Annotated in this window: 16 protein-coding genes, 1 tRNA gene and 1 pseudogene; 3 read left to right on the top strand and 15 right to left on the bottom strand. The window is 71.8% G+C overall.

Annotated features, from left to right (window positions below; translation table 11 throughout):
• Positions 1-115: 115 nt before the first annotated feature.
• The 5 genes and pseudogenes from ACFVUY_RS02015 to ACFVUY_RS02035 all read right to left on the bottom strand — a co-directional run.
• A pseudogene (locus tag ACFVUY_RS02015) lies at positions 116-817 on the bottom strand (NDP-sugar synthase); the annotation flags it as partial.
• 75 nt (positions 818-892) lie between these two features.
• Complete coding sequence (locus ACFVUY_RS02020; protein WP_380547479.1) at positions 893-1,885, bottom strand: SDR family NAD(P)-dependent oxidoreductase; 993 nt, start codon at positions 1,883-1,885, stop codon at positions 893-895.
• A 136-nt stretch (positions 1,886-2,021) separates the two neighbouring features.
• The gene (locus ACFVUY_RS02025; RefSeq protein WP_387688834.1) at positions 2,022-3,548 is read right to left on the bottom strand and encodes a hypothetical protein; all 1,527 of its coding nucleotides are present in this window, start codon (positions 3,546-3,548) and stop codon (positions 2,022-2,024) included.
• Positions 3,549-3,648: 100 nt separating this feature from the next.
• A complete protein-coding gene (pelF, locus tag ACFVUY_RS02030) occupies positions 3,649-5,166 on the bottom strand; it encodes a GT4 family glycosyltransferase PelF (protein WP_387688836.1) in 1,518 nt (505 codons plus the stop codon).
• 114 nt (positions 5,167-5,280) lie between these two features.
• Positions 5,281-7,647 carry a hypothetical protein gene (locus tag ACFVUY_RS02035; protein WP_387726738.1) on the bottom strand — a complete coding sequence of 789 codons (2,367 nt, stop codon included), beginning with the start codon at positions 7,645-7,647 and terminating at the stop codon, positions 5,281-5,283.
• Positions 7,648-8,000: 353 nt separating this feature from the next.
• Between ACFVUY_RS02035 and ACFVUY_RS02040 the strand changes: the two genes are divergently transcribed.
• The gene (locus ACFVUY_RS02040) at positions 8,001-8,987 is read left to right on the top strand and encodes a tyrosine-protein phosphatase (protein ID WP_387726740.1); all 987 of its coding nucleotides are present in this window, start codon (positions 8,001-8,003) and stop codon (positions 8,985-8,987) included.
• Here the strand turns inward: ACFVUY_RS02040 and ACFVUY_RS02045 are convergent.
• The 8 genes from ACFVUY_RS02045 to ACFVUY_RS02080 form a co-directional block, all read right to left on the bottom strand.
• Positions 8,974-9,879 (bottom strand): RNA polymerase sigma factor SigF, encoded by a 906-nt coding sequence (locus ACFVUY_RS02045; RefSeq protein ID WP_380550902.1) that lies wholly within the window; start codon positions 9,877-9,879, stop codon positions 8,974-8,976. The two genes, ACFVUY_RS02040 and ACFVUY_RS02045, sit on opposite strands and share 14 nt — an antisense overlap.
• A gap of 144 nt (positions 9,880-10,023) precedes the next feature.
• Positions 10,024-10,941: an RNA polymerase sigma factor SigF gene (locus ACFVUY_RS02050; RefSeq protein ID WP_380358919.1), complete on the bottom strand. Its 918-nt coding sequence runs from the start codon at positions 10,939-10,941 to the stop codon at positions 10,024-10,026.
• Positions 10,942-11,196: 255 nt separating this feature from the next.
• Entirely contained in the window at positions 11,197-11,490 is a 294-nt protein-coding gene (locus ACFVUY_RS02055; protein ID WP_360351558.1) for a Dabb family protein, read from the bottom strand.
• Positions 11,491-11,569: 79 nt separating this feature from the next.
• Positions 11,570-11,710 (bottom strand): hypothetical protein, encoded by a 141-nt coding sequence (locus ACFVUY_RS02060; RefSeq protein ID WP_359913966.1) that lies wholly within the window; start codon positions 11,708-11,710, stop codon positions 11,570-11,572.
• Positions 11,711-12,188: 478 nt separating this feature from the next.
• A tRNA-Ser gene (locus ACFVUY_RS02065) sits at positions 12,189-12,275 on the bottom strand.
• A 95-nt stretch (positions 12,276-12,370) separates the two neighbouring features.
• The gene (gene tadA, locus ACFVUY_RS02070) at positions 12,371-12,898 is read right to left on the bottom strand and encodes a tRNA adenosine(34) deaminase TadA (RefSeq protein ID WP_387726742.1); all 528 of its coding nucleotides are present in this window, start codon (positions 12,896-12,898) and stop codon (positions 12,371-12,373) included.
• A gap of 50 nt (positions 12,899-12,948) precedes the next feature.
• Positions 12,949-13,506, bottom strand: a complete 558-nt coding sequence (locus ACFVUY_RS02075) for a tRNA adenosine deaminase-associated protein (protein ID WP_387688845.1) — start codon at positions 13,504-13,506, stop codon at positions 12,949-12,951.
• A gap of 315 nt (positions 13,507-13,821) precedes the next feature.
• Positions 13,822-14,025 carry a hypothetical protein gene (locus ACFVUY_RS02080; RefSeq protein WP_387689145.1) on the bottom strand — a complete coding sequence of 68 codons (204 nt, stop codon included), beginning with the start codon at positions 14,023-14,025 and terminating at the stop codon, positions 13,822-13,824.
• A 196-nt stretch (positions 14,026-14,221) separates the two neighbouring features.
• Here ACFVUY_RS02080 and upp point away from each other — a divergent pair, with 196 nt between their 5' ends.
• Complete coding sequence (gene upp, locus ACFVUY_RS02085) at positions 14,222-14,857, top strand: uracil phosphoribosyltransferase (RefSeq protein ID WP_049650159.1); 636 nt, start codon at positions 14,222-14,224, stop codon at positions 14,855-14,857.
• A gap of 99 nt (positions 14,858-14,956) precedes the next feature.
• On the opposite strand, the gene ACFVUY_RS02090 is transcribed toward upp, so the two are convergent.
• Both ACFVUY_RS02090 and ACFVUY_RS02095 read right to left on the bottom strand, forming a co-directional pair.
• Complete coding sequence (locus ACFVUY_RS02090; protein WP_387689148.1) at positions 14,957-15,631, bottom strand: LytR C-terminal domain-containing protein; 675 nt, start codon at positions 15,629-15,631, stop codon at positions 14,957-14,959.
• 270 nt (positions 15,632-15,901) lie between these two features.
• Positions 15,902-16,198 carry a type II toxin-antitoxin system VapB family antitoxin gene (locus ACFVUY_RS02095; RefSeq protein ID WP_030061387.1) on the bottom strand — a complete coding sequence of 99 codons (297 nt, stop codon included), beginning with the start codon at positions 16,196-16,198 and terminating at the stop codon, positions 15,902-15,904.
• 192 nt (positions 16,199-16,390) lie between these two features.
• Between ACFVUY_RS02095 and ACFVUY_RS02100 the strand changes: the two genes are divergently transcribed.
• Positions 16,391-17,959, top strand: coding sequence for a helicase HerA-like domain-containing protein (locus tag ACFVUY_RS02100; protein WP_387688848.1), 1,569 nt, complete (start codon positions 16,391-16,393; stop codon positions 17,957-17,959).
• Positions 17,960-18,014 lie beyond the last annotated feature (55 nt).

An 18,014-nucleotide genomic window follows, 5' to 3' on the forward strand; every position in this document is an offset into this window, starting at 1 on the left:
CGTCGCTCTCGGCGCCCGCGGTGGCGGGCTCGGCGTGCTCGTCGTCCGGGGCGGTGCGGGCGGCCGGGATCGGCAGTTCCGCGACGCTCGGCGTGGTGGCCGTCGACTCGAAGGGCATCAGGACCGGGCGGATGGTCGAGAACTCGGCGTTGGCCCGGTCGTAGTCGTCGGGCCGGCCGATGTCCAGCCAGTAGCCGCCGAACTCGTACGCGGACGGCGGGGTCCCGGCGGCCAGCAGGTCCAGCACCAGTTCGTCGAAGCCCAGCGGCAGGCCGGGGGTGTACTTGGCGAGCGCCGAGCGGGAGACGCCGTACACGCCCATCGAGACGCGGTAGTCGATGCTGGGCTTCTCCTGGAAGCCGGTGATGGTGCCCTCGTCGGCGGTCAGCACGCCGAAGTCGATCTTGACCTGACGGGCGTAGGTGGCAATGGTCAGCGGGGCACCGGACGCCTCGTGGTGCTTGAGCACCCCGGCGAAGTCCAGGTCGGTCAGGATGTCGCCGTTCATCACCAGGAAGTGCTCGGGCAGGCGGTCCTGCATGGTGAGCAGCGGGCCCATGGTGCCGAGCGGGCTGTCCTCGACGGCGTAGCCGACCCGCAGGCCCCACTGGGAGCCGTTGCCGACGTAGGCGCGGATGATGTGGCCGAGGTGGCCGATGGCCAGGGTGACGCTCTGGAAGCCCGCGGCGGCGAGCTGACGCATCACGATCTCCAGGATCGCGTGCTGGTCGCCGATCGGAACGAGCGGCTTGGGAAGCGCGGTGGTGTACGGGCGGAGACGGACGCCCTTACCGCCGGCCAGGATCACTGCGTGCATGGTGTTTCCCCCACGGAAAGGATGTGCAGGACACGAACCTTGGTTACCAGGACGAGCAAGCTCGGTTACGGCGGGTCAGACGTTGTAGATGTCGGTCTTGTAGCGGGCCAGGTTGGCCGGGTCGCGGAAGAACTCGATGGTCTGCTCCAGGCCCTGCTCCAGGCTGAAGCCGGGGGCCCAGCCGGTGGCCCGGCGCAGCCGGGTCGCGTCCGCGACCAGGCGCATGACCTCGGAGTTGGTCGGACGGATGCGCTGCTCGTCCTCCTTGACCACCAGGTCCACGCCCATCAGCTTGCCGACCAGGGTGACCAGGTCGCCGACCGAGATCTCGCCGCCGGTGCCGGCGTTGAAGGTCCGGCCGACCACCGACTCGGCGGGCGCGGTGCCCACCGTGCGGAAGGCGTTGGCGGTGTCCTTGACGAACGTGAAGTCGCGGGTCGGGCGCAGGTCGCCGAGGGTGATCTCGGTCTGGCCGGCCGCGACCTGGGCGATCACGGTCGGGATGACGGCGCGCATCGACTGGCGCGGGCCGAAGGTGTTGAACGGGCGCAGGGTGACGACCGGGGTCTCGAAGCTGGCGTGGTAGCTGTCGGCCAGCCGGTCCCCGCCGGCCTTGGAGGCGGCGTACGGGGACTGGGTGTTGATCGGGTGGTCCTCGGTGATCGGCACGGTCTGCGCGGTGCCGTAGGTCTCGCTGGTGGAGGTGTGCACCAGGCGGGGGATCTCCAGGTGGCGCACCGCCTCCAGCACGTTCAGGGTGCCGGTGACGTTGGTGTCGACGTACGAGTGGGGGGCGCGGTACGAGTACGGGATCGCGATCAGGGCGGCCAGGTGGTAGACCGCCTCGGTGCCCTTGACCAGGCCGTTGACCGAGCCCGGGTCCCGGACGTCGCCGAGGACGATCTCGACCGAGTCCAGCACCTCCTCGGACAGGGTCTCCAGCCAGCCGAAGGACGAGAAGGAGTTGTACTGGACCATCGCGCGGACGTGGTGCCCGTCGGCGACCAGGGTCTCGACGAGGTGGGAGCCGATGAAGCCCTCGGCTCCGGTAACCGCGACGCTGCTCATGCGGATTTCGCTTTCTCGATCTGCCGGGGCGGCCGGACGCCCTGCATTGGCCGGCCGCCGCAGGCCCGGTGGGTGTCTCAGGTGAAACGGGTACGGCGGTGCACGCGAATGGAGGCGTGCGGGATATTCGATGTGTTCAGCGGTGCTGGGTGGTGCGGCCGAGCGCGGGCCCGGCGAGTGCGGTGAGGACACCGGCGGCCGCCCCGCAGCCGATCAGCTGCAGGACGATCGGGTCCGCACCTGTCAGCAGCCCGGCGCTCTCGGCGACCGCGGCGGCCAGACAGACGAGGGCGGTGCTCCAGCTGAACCCGAAGGCGTTCAGCAGCAGCGCCAGCCAGAGCGAGCCGCCGAGGAGCAGCATCGCGCCGAGCTGCGGCACGCCGAGCGCGGGGGCGCCGGGCCACAGCACGGTCGCGGCGGCGTCCAGCGCGGCCACGGTGGTGAGGTAGATGAACAGGCAGCCGAGCAGGATCGCGCCGGTGCGGCGGGAGAACTGGCCGCTGGTGTGGCTGGTGCGCAGTGCGGCGACCGCCAGTGCCCGGTAGCGGAAGAGCAGCCACTCGGCGAGGCCCAGGCTGAGCGTCAGCGCGATCATGGCCGGTCCGGTCGGGGTGGTCGAGGTCTCCTGCGCGGGGTGGCCGCCGGACTGCACGGCCTGGTGGATGGTCCCGCCGAGGCCGGCGATCAGCGTGAGCGCGCCGCAGGCCAGGCCGAACAGCAGGTGCGGGATCTCCTGGCGGACCGGCAGCCTCAGCTCCACGGACTCGCGCTCGCCGCCGCGGACGCAGACCAGCAGCTCCCGGGCGGCCAGTCCGACCGCCAGTGCCACCGAGGCGAGCAGCACGACCGTGCGGACCAGCTGCGGAACGTCCACCGCCAGCACCACGCCCGCGCCGACCGAGGCCGGGGCCAGCGCCAGCAGCAGGAACTTCTCCCGCCCGAGCACCAGCAGCACGGTGGCCGCGCCCAGGTAGCAGGACTGCCCGGCGGCGAAGGACAGCGCGCCGAGCGGCCCGCCGACCACGTACGCGGCGGCGGACGCGACCAGCGCGCCGACCGGGGCGCCGACGGCCAGGCAGACCGCGGCCTCACGGCGGCGCATCCGGCCCAGCCAGCGGTAGGAGCGGTGTGCCAGCGCCTGGTTGAAGCCCCAGCTGACCAGCGTGGCGACGGACAGCGCGAGCATGCCCGAGGGCAGGCCGAAGCGCATCCGGGTGGTCGCGAACAGGCTGGCGCCGAGCAGGTAGCCGAGCCCCGGCAGGGCGAACACCAGGCCGCGCACCACGCAGCGCCAGGGATCGGCCCGCCAGGGGTTGGCGAACTCGGAGCTCGGGCCGGGGTAGCGGCGCTGGACCTTCTCGAACAGCTCCTCGGCGACGGTGAACGCGTCGGGGCGGCCGTACAGCAGGGCGGCCTGCTCGTCCGAGAGGCCGTCGGACTCCAGGAAGGCCGCGATCTCGTACGGGTGGACGGCGTCGGCGCAGACGTCGCGCAGGCGCTCGGCGAGTTCGTCCAGCGGGTCCGCGGAGAGGTGGAGCGACTCCTCGGGCTCCGGCTCCTGCTCCGGCGGGGCGGGGCGGCGGCGCTTGAGCGGCAGGGTGCGCAGCTGCATGGTGTGCTCGGGTCCGGCTTCGTCCGGAACCAGTCGCAATGGACCGCTCATGCTCCGACCTCGTTGTGCTCGGCGGCCGCTTCGCGGGACACGCGCTTCTCCATGGTTCTCTCTCCCCCGGCCTCCGGCCGGGGGTGCTCCGGACGCCGGTTCACGCTCCGACCTCGCTCGGCTCGGGGCGGGCGGCGGAGGCCAGCTGCTGGTCCCAGTCGGGGCTGGGGACCTGGTCGGTGACGGCGACCATGCCGCCGGGCATCCAGCGGGCGGTGCCCAGGAGTTCGGTGTAGATCCCGCGGAAGCCGTCGATGTTCTGGCGGAGGGTGAACTGCTCGATCACCCGCAGCCGGGCGCCCTCACCGAGCCGGGCGCGCCGTTCGGCGTCGCGCAGCAGCTCGATCGCGGCGGCCGCCATCGGCTCGGGCTCGCGCGGCGGGACGACCAGTCCGGTGTCGCCGACGGCCTCGCGCACGCCGCCGACGTCGGTGGAGACGGTCGCGCGGCCGCAGGACATCGCTTCGATCAGGGTGAACGGGAAGCCCTCGCTGATGCTGGAGAGCATGACCACGTTGCCCGCCGCGTACGCGTCGGTGATGTCGGCGACGCGGCCCTCGAAGGCCACCGACTCGGCTATGCCGAGCTCGGCGGCCAGGGCTATGCAGCGGTCCCGGTACCCCTCGCCGCCCTTGGGAGTGCCGCCGAAGAGCCGCAGCCGCGCCTCGGGGATCTCGCGCTGCACGATGGCGAAGGCCTGGATCAGCGTCTCCAGGTCCTTGATCGGGTCGACCCGGCCGGCCCAGCTGAGGGTCGGCGTCTCGGGCTCGGGACCGGCCGGCGGGAAGGCGGCCGGGTCCACCCCGTTGTAGACGGTGCGGATGTGCGAGGACGGCGTGCCGCCGCGCTCCTCCCAGCGCCGGTTGTACCGGTTGCCGGGGGTGACCAGCGCGGCCTGCCGGTAGCTCTCCTCGGCGAGCATCCGGTAGAAGCCGAGCAGCAGTGCCTTGACCGGCCAGCGGTACGGGCCGGTGCGGTAGCCGAGGTAGCGCTCGCGCAGGTAGATGCCGTGCTCGGTGAGCAGAAACGGTACGCCGTACTGCTGGGCGGCGATCAGCCCGGGCAGGGTGGCGAGCCCGCCACTGGCCGCGTGCGCGACGCCGTCCTTCGGCGGCTCGACCGAGAGCGGCCGCAGGGCGTGCTCCAGCAGGTCGGTGGCGTTCAGGGCGTCGTGCAGGGTGGGCCGGGAGACGGCGGTCGGCAGGTAGTCGCGGGTCCAGACGTGCTGGAGGGTGCGCAGCGCGCGCTCGCTGCGCAGCGCCGGGCTGAGCAGCCCGTGCCGGGCGAGGTCGGCGAAGTTGTACAGCTCGGTGCCGAAGTGGGTGGTGTACACCGGATCGAGGATGGAGTGCAGGAAGCGCTCGTACGCGTTGAGGAAGCGCCGCATCTCCTTGCCACGGGGCGGTCGGCCTTCCGAGGCCGGCCCCCACAGCGGTGCGGTGGTGACCGACCGCACGTTGGCGGGCAGCTCCCAGGCCAGTGGTTCGTGCCCGGTTCCGGTGACGGCGATGACGTCGAACTCGACGTCCGGCATGCCTTGAACGAGCTGGTCGCACCAGACGCTCACGCCGCCGTGCTGGTGCGGATACGTCCCCTCGGTGAGCAGGGTGACGCGCATTCCTGTCCCCCCTCCTGTTCTTGCGTCGGTTCCGGCCTGGATGGCCGGAACGGGAGCCGTGGCGGGGTCGGGCCGGGTGACCGGCCCGACCCCGCCGGCGGCGGATCGTACCGGTTACCGGTTGCCGGAGCGTCCGGTGGTGCTGCTCGGCGTGGCCGTCCCCCCAGACGGCTTGCCGTTCTTCGTCGCAGCGGTGCTGTCGTGCCGGCCGTCGCCGCCCTGACCGATGGTGCCAGCGGTGACGTCCTTGCCCGGCACCGGGGTTCCGCTACCCGGGACCAGGGACGGGGCGGGCTTGCGCGTGGTGTCGCTCGGGCCCACCGGGACGGGGGTCGCGACGCCCTGCGGCACGACCTTCTTGTCCGCCGGCACCGGGGCCGGGACGGACTTGGCCGCGACGCTCGGGGCGACGGCGGCCGGGGCGGCCGGCGCGGACGGCAGCTGCAGGGTGACGCTGCTCTGCAGCGCGCCCGGGGACACCCAACCCGAGAGCGTACCGGCGTAGGACGAACCGAACCCGCCCGTTCCGATGGCCAGCTTCTGAGCAGTTCCGGTCGGCATGGTGGCCTGGACCTGAACGCCGGACGGCGCGTTCACGGTGATGGTGTTGCCGACCCGGTAGGCGGTGACCTGGCCGGCGGCGACCGCGTTGTTCCAGGCCGCGCGGCGCTGGAACTCCTGGCCGATCTCGCGCTGGCTCAGGTTCACGATCGGGGCGCTGTCCGCGTGCAGCGAGCGGTAGGTGCCGAGGATCTTCTCCAGCACCGGGTACAGGATGCGGTCCTCGGACAGGTTCGACTGGTGCACGAAGTGCGGCCGCGGGTCGTTGTTCAGCACGTGGCCGAGGTCGATCCGGGCCTCCAGCGGCACGATGTACGACTGGTAGCCGGTGTTGACGTCGAGCGGCTGCGGCAGGCAGGTCGAGTTGGCGTTGTTCTCGCAGACGCCGCTGCCGCCGTTGGCCTTGCTGGTGTAGATCCAGTTGTACTCGTCGGTCTCCTCCTTCGCCGTGGCGGCGTTGTAGAAGACGTTCATCGGGTACCGCGGCACGGTCAGCACGGACGAGCCGACGGTCCGCTGGCCGGTCTCGCGGGAGGCGTCGCTGGCGGTGAACTTGATGCCGTTGGCGACCAGCGCCGGGGCCAGGTACGGGTTGTCGCTGGTCTCCTGCGGGGCGGTCAGCAGACCGGAGTGCTCACCGGTGACCAGGGTCTGCGCGTCGAACTGGAGGCCGCGCGCGGTGGCCCAGTCGGCGTTGTTCTTGATCTGGGTGGAGATGGTGTTCTGGTCGACCCAGACGGTGCCGCCCGCGCTGTTCTTGGAGCAGACCCACGGCACCACGGTGACGTTCTGGACGCAGCCCAGGTACGGGTGGGTGTAGGTGTGGTTGACCCACCGGTAGCTGCTCTGGTCGGCGATCATCCGGTCCGCCGTGGGATCGGCGGTGGTCTCGTGGTCGGCCTTCCAGTCCTCGCTGCCGCCACCGTTGAACACCATGTCCAGGGTGAAGTTGTTGGCGGCCTGCCACTGCTTGAGGTGGTCGGCGTCGTCGACGGTCATCCGGATCGGGCTGGCGGTGTCCGGGGTGCCGGGCGGGCAGGTGACGTCGCCGGGGGTGCACTTGAGCGTGGTGTCCCAGCGGTCGTCGGCCAGGAAGACGTCGTCCACGTGGGTGGCGAAGTAGTTGCGGTCGTAGCCGAGGTGGACGCCCTGGGTGAGCCAGTCGACCATGCCGCGGGCCAGCAGCCGGTACTGCTGCTGGTACTGGTTGTAGACGAACGTGACGACCAGTTCCTTGCGGCCGTCGTGGGTGTACTCGCCGACCAGCGAACCGCGGGCGGTCGCATTGGGTATCGGCGCGTCGACCAGCGGGACGAACGAGGCGCCGGCCGGCAGGCTGGCGAGCGGGGTCGCCAGGTAGCCGTAGCTCTCGCTGACGTTCGTGTCGTTGTCCTCGAACGGGACGCTGCCCTTGAGGTACCCGAACGGGCCCGAAGTGCCGGCCGCGGTGGTGGCGCCCTGGAATCCGTCGAGAGTGCCCACGAATCCGGGATTCTGAGCGTAGTTCAGACCCACCGCGGGGTTGGCCCACGTGTACGCGTCGATCTGACGGACGTTGAATGCGGCTTCGTAGCTCGCGATCGCCGTCATCTCGGCGGCACTGTTGGGGAAGGGGTTTTCGTTGGGCAGCACGATGCCCTGGAACTTCCCCCGGGGCAGGCCGTTCACCGTGTCGCTCAGGAAAGCGGAGTTGATCACGGGACGGTTGGGGTCATTGAGGCTGACGACCTTGTAGGGCGTGCCCTGGCTCTTCAGCTCGGCGGTGATGGCGGCGACGGACGGGCCGCCGTCGTCGACGACCAGGACGGTGAGGTCGATCCTGGGCGGCGTGGTGTCGCCGTGGGCCAGGGTGGTCTGCAAGCCGCTGGCCAGCAGGACTGCCGCCGCGCACGCGGCGACTCTTCGGGTCGCTCGACCCATGGTGATCCTCCCCTTGGGGCCGGCGCGGCGCTCCTCGGCGCTCGCCTGCCCGTGTAGCTGTTCGCGGGCAGCAGGCTGCCCGGGCCCATCCTGGTCGAGGGACGGCGGTGCGAGGGACCAATTGGGCGAGAGTGCAGCGAACCTGTTACCAACGTTCATGGCGAAGCCACGAAGGCGCTGATTGTGACCGGAACCGTCCCGGCGGCGCAAATAGTGAATTGAAAATGAAAAACCGGAAGCTGAGTGCTACACGTGGTTACCGAGGGTGTGCCCGGTGGGGTGGGCGGGGCACCTACACTGTCGTCGTTGCGCATGACACTCTTGCACATCCCGCCGCCCCGTTGGGCAGGTTCATGCAATATCGGGCACCGCTGTGCCATGTGACAGTCCGAATATGCAATGGAGGCGCTCGCGTGGTCGATCAGCATACCGAGCCGGAGGGATTCCTGAGCGTACGGAATGCGTCACCGAAGCCCTCCGGAACGCCGCTGGTCGGACGCAGTCTCGGTTTGCGCGGCGCGTTGAATGCCCGGGATCTGGGCGGGTACCGCGCGGCTGACGGGCGGATTCTGCGCCGCGGGGTGGCACTGCGCAGCGATGGCCTGAACCATGTCACCACCGAGGACCTCGGCCCGCTCGGCGCACTCGGCCTGCGCAGCGTGGTGGACCTGCGGAGCATGGACGAGGTCCGCGGCGCCGGACTGGACCGCCTGCCAGGCGGTGTGACGCTGCATCATCTACCGCTGCTGGCCGCGGACTTCGACATCTCGCTGCTGGTCCGCGACGCGCTGGCCGACCAAAGTCCGCAGCGCCAGCGGGCGTTGCTCGGCGACGGCCGGGCTTCCGCCCTGATGGCCGGTCTCTACCGATGGTTCGTCACGGATCCGGTGGCGCGCGAGCGCTTCGCGGCCCTGCTGCGCCTGCTGGCCGCCCCGCAGGGCCCGCCACTGCTGTTCCACTGCTCGGCGGGCAAGGACCGCACCGGCTGGGCCGCCGCGCTCCTGCTGACCGCCCTCGGGGTGGACCGCGGGACCGTCCTGGCCGACTACCTGCTCACCAACGAGCGCTCGGCTCCGGTCGTGCGCGGGGTGCTGGGCGACTTCGCCGCCCGTGGCCTGATGCGCGAGCCCGAGCTGCTCCTGCCGGTCTTCCGGGCCGACGGCGGCTACCTGGACGCGGCCTTCGCGGAGGTCGAGGCCGGCTGGGGCGGGTTCGACGCGTTCTGGCGGGACGGGCTCGGGCTGGACGACGAGGTGCTGGCCGGGCTGCGCGCCAACCTGCTGGACGAGCCGGGGGCCGGGCGGGGCCCGGCCCCCGGTGGCGGGCTCAGCCCTCGTTGATCAGCCCCTCGCGCAGCTGGGTGAGCGTCCGGGTCAGCAGCCGGGAGACGTGCATCTGGGAGATCCCGATCTCCTCGCCGATCTGCGACTGGGTCAGGTTCCCGAAGAAGCGCAGCATGATGATCCGGCGCTCGCGCGGCGGCAGCTTGGCCAGCAGCGGCTTGAGCGACTCCCGGTACTCGACGCCCTCCAGCGCGAGGTCCTCGTAGCCGAGCCGGTCGGCCAGCGGCCCGTCGCTGTCCTCCTCGCCGGTGCTGGAGTCCAGCGAGCTGGCGGTGTACGCGTTGCCGACCGCGAGGCCCTCGACCACGTCCTCCTCGCTGACCCCCAGGCAGGCCGCCAGCTCGGCGACGGTGGGGGAGCGGTCCAGCCGCTGGGAGAGCTCGTCGCCGGCCTTGGTGAGCGCCAGCCGCAGCTCCTGGAGCCGCCGCGGCACCCGGACCGACCAGCTGGTGTCCCGGAAGAAGCGCTTGATCTCGCCCACCACGGTGGGCATCGCGAAGGTGGGGAACTCCACCCCGCGCTCCGGGTCGAAGCGGTCGATCGCCTTGATCAGGCCGATGGTGCCGACCTGGACGATGTCCTCCATCGGCTCGTTGCGGCTGCGGAAGCGCGCCGAGGCGTACCGGACCAGCGGCAGGTTGAGCTCGATCAGGGTGTCGCGGACGTAGGTGTGCTCCGCGCTGCCCGGGTCCAGTGCGGCCAGCCGCAGGAACAGCGAGCGGGAGAGCGTCCGGGTGTCCAGCCCGGAGCCGGGCGGCGTCTGCGTTCCCGCGGCGGGGCCGGGTGGCCGGACCGTCTCGACCCGCTGCAGCGGGACCAGGTCCTCGGCGACGGCCGTGCCGGTGGCCCGGCCGGCGTGGATCTCCGCAGTGCCCAGCTCTCCGGACATGCACCCACCCCCTTGTGACTGTCGGTTGAACGGGGGCCGTCGCGCGGTGGTTCCCGGCGAGGGCCTTCCCCCTCCATACCGGAACACGGTCCACGGCAAACCCGAACGTCGCAAGATGTCACGCCGGGGTAACTGGCTGCAATCTCACTCTTCCCAGGAGTTGCCGGTCCGAAGCCTGGTCAGGATCCGTGAGAGCAGCCGGGACACGTGCATCTGGGACATCCCCAGCTCGGTGCTGATCTGGGACTGGGTCAGGTTGGCGAAGAACCGCAGCATCACGATCCGGCGCTCCCGCTCGGGGAGCTGGACCAGCAGGTGGCGGACCATGTCCCGGTGCTCGACCTCGGCCAGCGCGGAGTCCTCGTAGCCGAGCCGGTCGAGCAGGGCGAGCCCGCCCTCGTGCTCCTGCGCGGCCTCCAGGGAGGCCGCGTTGTAGGCCCGCCCGGCGTCCAGGCAGGCCCGCACGTCCTCCTCGGGGATCCGCAGGCTGGCGGCGATCTCGGGCACCTTGGGCACCCGCCCGTGCAGCACCGTCAGCTCCTCCATCGCACCGCTGACCTGGACCCACAGCTCCTGGAGCCGGCGCGGGACGTGCATGGTGCGGACGTTGTCCCGGAAGTAGCGCTTGATCTCGCCGAGGATGGTCGGCAGCGCGTAGGTGGGGAACTGGACGCCGCGGCCGGGGTCGAAGCGGTCGATCGCGTTGATCAGGCCGATGGTGCCGACCTGGACGACGTCCTCCATCGGTTCGCTGCGGCTGCGGAAGCGGGTGGCCGCGTAGCGGACCAGCGGGATGTTCACCTCGATCAGGGCGGCCCGCACCCGCTCCCGCTCGGGGGCGTCCGGGGGCAGCTCGGCGAGCCGTTCGAACAGCACCCGGGTCAGCGTCCGGACGTCCACGGCGGGGCGGCCGCCGGGGCCGCGCAGCCGGTCCGGGCGGAGCTCGCCGGCCGGGCTGGTGATCGCAGCCAGCACTTCGTCCACGGACACCTCACCCCTCCCAAAGTCGTCAACGGCGGGCCCTGCGGATCGGGTGTCGCGGCTGGCTCGGTATCTCGCCATGTCCGGCAAAACCGGTCATAGCATCACAAGGTGGGCACACATCGGGCAAGCACCCGACGGAGGTGTGTTGGTGGGCTGTTCAACCTTTCCCGGGCCGGCCGACGAAGTGCCGCACGGATCGTTCCGGGACGGAGCAAGGGCGCCCCGCCCGGAGGCCGGGCGGGGCGCGACGGTCCGTCCGGGGGACGCGTCCGGGGCGGGTTCCGGACGCGCGGGGTCGGACGGACGGGGACCGGACGGGTGCCGGACGGGTGCTCAGACCTCGATGTCGGCGATCACCCAGGTGGCGAACTCGCGCCAGAGGCCGGCCGCGGCCTGGTGGTCCGGGTGGGTCAGGTAGGCCTGGAGGGCGTCGCGGTCCTCGACCAGGCTGTTGATCGCGTAGTCGTACGCGATGTCGCGCTCGGTGGTGTTCCAGCCGCACTCCCACTCGCGCAGCTCGGGGATCACCGCGCCGAGCGCGTCGAAGGCCTTGGCGCCGGCGAGCACGCGCTCTTCGTCCTTGCTGACGCCTTCGTTGAGCTTGAACAGGACCAGGTGGCGGATCACGATTGCCGCTCCTCGCGGACGGGGACAGAGGGTCCCGCTCACCGTAGCCGGTGCGCCGGGGCCGGTCGCGGGCCGTCCGTCACTTGATCAGACCGGTCATGAAGGTGCCGACCGCCTTGGCGGCGTTCGAGATCCCCTCGAACCCGAGCTGCACCAGCTCCGCCGACCGGGAGGGCGAGGTGATGATCGAGTAGAGCACGAAGATGAGCAGGAGGGCCATGCCGATCCTCTTCGCCTGCGCCATCGGGTGACCTGCCTCCCAGCCGTGGGCCGCCGTCATCCGGTCCCCGAGCGGCCTGCAGGGGGCAGCTTATCCACCCGGACGGGCTATCAAGTGTGCGACGCGTTCGGCCGGCGGGACGAAGGTCCCCGCGAGTGGGGCCTTTCTCCGGATGCCCCGTCGCGGGCCGGGCGGCAGGATGGAGGACGTACCGAGGATCTGGCAGGAATCCCCGGTGCGTGGATCCGGAGCTCCCCGCTGTGGGACCGGTCGCCGCGGCTTCCCCCGACGCGGCGCCGGTTGTGGGACTCCGCCGGGGGAGCGGTCAGTCCCCCCGAGCCGCTCCCCCTCCAGGCTCCGTACGGACCGGGCACCGGTGGTCATCGGCCCGGGGTACGGAGCCGTTTTTCGTGCCCGGACACCGGCCGGACAAACGCCGAGGGCCCGTCCGGATCGGACGGGCCCTCGGGCTTTCGAGCGGTAGCGGTGGGATTCGAACCCACGGTGGAGTTGCCCCCACACACGCTTTCGAGGCGTGCTCCTTTGGCCGCTCGGACACGCTACCGAGAGGAACTCTACCGGAGGGGTGGCGCAGTCACGAAATCCGTATCGCCACGGCGGTCGGCGGGCTCTCGGCGGCGGGCTCTCAGCGGTGGGCTCTCAGCGGTGGGTGCCGAAGAAAGCGCGCAGCTGTTCGCCGCACTCGTCGGCGAGGACGCCCCAGATCACCTCGGGGCGGTGGTTGAGCCGGCGGTCGCGCATCACGTCGAAGAGCGAGCCGGCCGCGCCGGCCTTCTCGTCGAGGGCGCCGTAGACCACCCGGTCGATCCGGGACAGCACGATGGCGCCCGCGCACATGGTGCACGGCTCCAGGGTGACGACCAGTGTGCAGCCGCTCAGTCGCCATTCCCCGATCTTCTCGGCCGCCTGCCGGATCGCGACCACCTCGGCGTGCGCGGTCGGGTCGCCGACCGCCTCGCGCTCGTTGTGGCCGCGTCCGATCACCTCGCCGTCCGGGTCCAGGACGAGCGCCCCGACCGGCACGTCCCTGGTGGCCGGCGCCAGCGCGGCCTCGGCCATGGCCAGGCGCATCGGCGCCGCCCAGCGGTCGCGGACCGGGTCGGGGCGGACGGGGGCGGGCAACGGGGGGACGCGCGGAACGGTCAGCGGGGTGGATGCGGGCTGCATGGCATCCAGTGTCGGGTATCCGGCGGCGGGCACCGGTACGACCGACCCCTCTACCGGACGGCCTCCAGGACCTCGCCGCAGCCCAGGGCCTCGGCGATCTCCTCCAGGGCGTCGCCCGGCACCGCGCCCTCGCCGCTGAGCGCGAGCAGGGCCTCGGAGGCGAGGCCGAACTCGGTGAGCAGGTGGGCGTCGCCCAGCGGGCCGACCGGGACGCCGCCGCGGGCGTCGGCGTCCTCCTCGTCCTGCTCCTCGGCCTCCTCGGTCTCGTCCAGCAGGTGGTCCAGGTCGCCGAACTCGCTCTCGCCGGCCTGGTCGACCAACTCGTCGGTGAGGACGGACCCGTAGGAGCTGCGGGCGGCCGCGGCGCCGTCCGACACGAAGATCCGCGGGTCCTCCTCGCCGTCCACGCGGACGACGGCGAACCAGGCGTCCTCCTGTTCGATGAAGATCAGGACGCTGTCGTCGTCCTGGGCGGAGTCGCGGGCCAGGTCGGCCAGATCGGCCAGGGTTTCGACGTCGTCGAGCTCCGTCTCGCTCACATCCCACCCGTCCTCAGTGCGAGCAAGCACTGCAGCGAAGTACGCCACCAGGGACACTCCCAAGATCATCGGTCTCGGCTGCCGGCGCGCACGGGCGACGCGAAAATCTGGCCGCCCCCGCGCCAGGGGCGGTCCGCTTGTTCGGACCGTCCCATCGGAATCGTGACAGAAAGCCCGCCCTCGCGGGGGGTGTTCGGCAGCGCGTCTTTGCAGGTCGTGTCGGAAGGGCCGGGTGGCGGACGGCGAAGTCGGGCGTGGCGGTCCGAAGCCGGTCGAAATTTGCTCCGAACGCCCGCCGGGGGCCGCCTCGGGCCGTTCCCGGGTCCGCGCCCGGGGTTCGCCCCCGGGCGCGCGGCGGGGCGGCGCGGGGCCGTCCGGGCCTTGTCAGATCCGGAAGGTTCGCATCCGCATGGCCTCGCGCATCCGCCGCTCCTTGGTCCGCCGGGGCTGGACCCGCTCCCGCAGCTCGCGCGCCTCGGTGAGTTCGCGCAGGAAGACGGCCCGCCGCCTGCGGCGCTCCGCCTCGGTCTCGGGGTGGTCGTGCGGCGGGCCCGGGCTCCGGCCCGACCCGTCGACGGGCTCGTCCATCGAGCCGTCCCCGGCGTTCGGGTTGCTCGTCATAAGAGGTGACATTCCCAGAACGGCCCGGTTGATACCACAGGAGGCACTTCCGTCCGGACATTCGCGACAGGTCACGGCGTGTCACGGGCACGTCACCCGGACCGCCGCCCGGCTGGGGCACGGCGAGTCGTACACCCCTCCGGACCCGGGCTAACCTCGACACATGCGTCTCCACGTCGTCGACCACCCCCTGGTCGCCCACAAGCTCTCCACCCTGCGCGACGAGCGCACCGACTCGCCGACCTTCCGTCGCCTGACCGACGAGCTGGTGACCCTCCTCGCCTACGAGGCCACCCGCGACGTCCGCACCGACGAGGTGGAGATCACCACGCCCGTCGCGGTCACGCTGGGTACCCGGCTCAGCTACCCGCGCCCGCTGGTGGTCCCGATCCTGCGGGCGGGCCTCGGCATGCTGGACGGGATGACCCGCCTGCTGCCGACCGCCGAGGTCGGCTTCCTCGGCATGGTCCGCAACGAGGAGACCCTGGAGGCCTCCACCTACGCCACCCGGATGCCGGACGACCTCTCCGGCCGCCAGGTCTACGTGCTCGACCCGATGCTGGCCACCGGCGGCACCCTGGTCGCCGCGATCAGGATGCTGATCGAGCGCGGTGCCACCGACGTCACCGCCGTGGTGCTGCTGGCCGCGCCCGAGGGCGTCGAGGTGATGGAGCGGGAGCTGGCAGGTCTGCCGGTCACCGTGGTCACCGCCGCCGTGGACGAGCGGCTCAACGAGAACGGCTACATCGTCCCCGGCCTGGGCGACGCGGGCGACCGGCTGTACGGCACGGCCGGCTGAGCCCCCCACCCGAACCACCCGAACCACCGAACACCGAGAGCCCCCGGCACTGCGTCTGCCGGGGGCTCTCGGTGTTCGGCTCCGGTGTCCGGTCGCGGTTCAGCAGCTGCCGGTGGCGGTCGGGGTGGGGGAGGGCTTGGTGGCCAGGGCGAGGGCGGCGGCCGCCTGGGTCTCGTCCAGCAGGGCGTTGTAGCTGTCGCCGATCACGAAGTCCACGGTGAGGTCGGTGCGGGCGTCGGCGGTGACGGCGGCACCGGCGATCTGCGAGCCGACCAGGGTGCCCGCGCCGGCACCGGCCGGACCGGCGATCACCTGGGCGGTGCCGGGCACCTTCTTGTCCAGCTCGGCCGGGGCGTTGCCGACCTTGCCGATGACGAAGCCGCGCTTCTTGAGCTCCTCGGCCGTCCGGCCGGCCAGACCGGCCTTGGTGGTGGCGTTGTAGACGTTCACGGTGACCGCGGTGGCCTGCGGGACGGCGTGCGGGTCGCCCTGCGCGGCGGCGGGCGCGTCGGCGGCACCCGGGGTGGCGCCCGGCGTCGGGGCCGCCAGCGCCTTGCCGGAGGGGGTCGCGCAGGCCTGTGCCGAGGCGTTCTTGTTCCTGCCGGTGAAGATGTCGTACAGCTGCACGCCGCCGAGCGCGATCAGGGCCAGGGCGAGCAGGCCGGCGAGCGCGGCGATCACCTTGCGGCTCTTCTTCGGAGGCCGGCCCAACCGCGGGTAGGTGTTGCCGGTGACGCGGTACTGCTTCCCCTTGAGGCCTTGGGGAGTCAACATGCTCACGGTTTGTCTCCCCCTCGTACCAGGGCGGGGTCGGGATGACGGATCGGCCGGGTGGGGACTTCCCCGGTGCGGGCGGAATCCCCTGGTCGCGGCCGTAGTCAGCAGCGTAGTGCCGTACGGCCTCGAAGGTACTAAACGATCATCATCTGGCGTACCCCGGTACCCGAAAGGGGGTACCGGGGTACGCGCGGACCGCCCTTCGCCGGATGGCGAGGGGCGGTCCGGAAAGCCCGTGGCGGCCCGACGGCCCGATGACCGGGTCCGTCACTCCATTTCGAGGACGCGGGCGTGCAGCACCTGGCGCTGCTGCAACGCGGCCCGGACGGCCCGGTGCAGGCCGTCCTCCAGGTAGAGGTCGCCGTGCCACTTCACCACGTGGGCGAAGAGGTCCCCGTAGAACGTCGAGTCCTCGGCCAGAAGGGTTTCGAGGTCGAGTTGGCCCTTGGTGGTCACCAGCTGGTCGAGCCGCACCGGGCGCGGGGCGACGTCAGCCCACTGGCGGGTGCTCGTCCGGCCGTGATCCGGGTACGGCCGCCCATTGCCGATGCGCTTGAAGATCACACGGAAAGCCTACCGTTCGGACGGCGGATGGCGCAGCAGCCGCGACGCCGCCACGCGCGCCGGTGTGAACTGCGCATGGACGAATGCAGCTGTTTGATGGGAAATGTCGCGAACATCGCCCGGCGCCGATCGGGTTCCGCGCCGATGCAGAAGCGTTCCGAAGCGTTCCGATCCGCTCAGGAGTGTGCACCGATGTCCTCCGACCCCACCCCGCCGGCCGTCCGGGAGATCGCCGACGGGTACGCCTTCACCGGTCCCGCCCTCGACCTCGGCGCCGTGCTGCTGGACGGCACCGCGTACCCGGACGCCCAGGTGCGCATCCCGCTGGGCGTGCTCAACCGGCACGGGCTGGTCGCCGGGGCCACCGGCACCGGGAAGACCAAGACCCTCCAACTGATCGCCGAACAGCTCTCCGGGCAGGGCGTGCCGGTGTTCCTCGCCGACATCAAGGGGGACGTCTCCGGCATCGCCGCGCCCGGGGCGCCGAGCGAGCGGACCGGCGCCCGGGCCGCCGAAGTGGGGCAGCGGTGGTCGCCGCAGGGCTGCCCGGCCGAGTTCTACTCGCTCGGCGGACAGGGCGCCGGCATCCCGGTCCGGGCCACCGTCACCAGCTTCGGACCGCTGCTGCTGGGCAAGGTGCTCGACCTGAACGAGACCCAGGAGTCCTCGCTCAGCCTGGTGTTCCACTACGCCGACGGCAAGGGCCTGGAGCTCTACGACCTCAAGGACCTCACCGCGGTGATCGCCTTCCTCGCCTCGCCCGAGGGCAAGGAGGAGCTGCGGACCATCGGCGGGCTCTCGGCGGCCACCGCCGGGGTCATCCTGCGCGCGCTCACCGTGCTGGAGAACGAGGGGGCCGGGGCGTTCTTCGGCGAGCCCGAGTTCGACACCGCCGAGCTGCTGCGGACCGCTCCGGACGGCCGGGGCGTCGTCTCGGTGCTGGAACTGCCCGCCGTGCAGGACCGGCCGCGGCTGTTCTCCACCTTCCTGATGTGGCTGCTCGCCGACCTCTACCAGGAGCTGCCCGAGGTGGGCGACCTCGACAAGCCCAAGCTGGTGTTCTTCTTCGACGAGGCGCACCTGCTGTTCAAGGGCGCCTCCAAGGCCTTCCTGGAGGCGATCACCCAGACCGTGCGGCTGATCCGCTCCAAGGGCGTCGGCATCTTCTTCGTGACCCAGACGCCGCGGGACGTGCCGTCCGACGTGCTGGCGCAGCTGGGCAACCGGGTGCAGCACGCGCTGCGCGCTTTCACCCCGGACGACGCCAAGGCGCTCAAGGCCACCGTCTCGACCTTTCCGCGCTCCTCGTACGACCTCGGCGCGGTGCTGACCTCGCTGGGCACCGGCGAGGCCGTGGTCACCGTCCTCTCCGAGAAGGGCGCGCCGACGCCGGTCGCGGCGACCAGGCTGCGGGCGCCGCAGTCGCTGATGGGGCCGATCGGGGCGACGGCCCTGCAGGCGGTGGTGGACGCCTCGCCGCTGACGGCGCGCTACCGGGACGCGATCGACCGGGAGTCGGCGTACGAGAAGCTGGCGGCGCGTGCCCCGCGGCCCCAGGCGGCGCCCACCGGGCCTTCTCCCTCGGCGCCCGCCGAGCGGGCGCCGAGGCGGGAGGCGCCGAGGGAGAAGGAGGGTGCGGGCGGGCTGCTCGGGTCGCTGCTGAGCAACCCGACCGTGAAGTCCTTCGCGCGCTCGGCCGGGAAGCAGCTCGGGCAGGAGATCTCGCGCAGCCTGTTCGGGACGTCGAAGCGGCGGCGCTGACCGGTCGGGCGGGGCCGGCCGGTGGGGCGGGGTGCGCCCGTCGGTGGGGCGTGGC

The organism is Kitasatospora sp. NPDC058063 (assembly GCF_042885395.1).
GTDB classification, from domain to species: Bacteria; Actinomycetota; Actinomycetes; order Streptomycetales; family Streptomycetaceae; genus Kitasatospora; species Kitasatospora lactacystinica.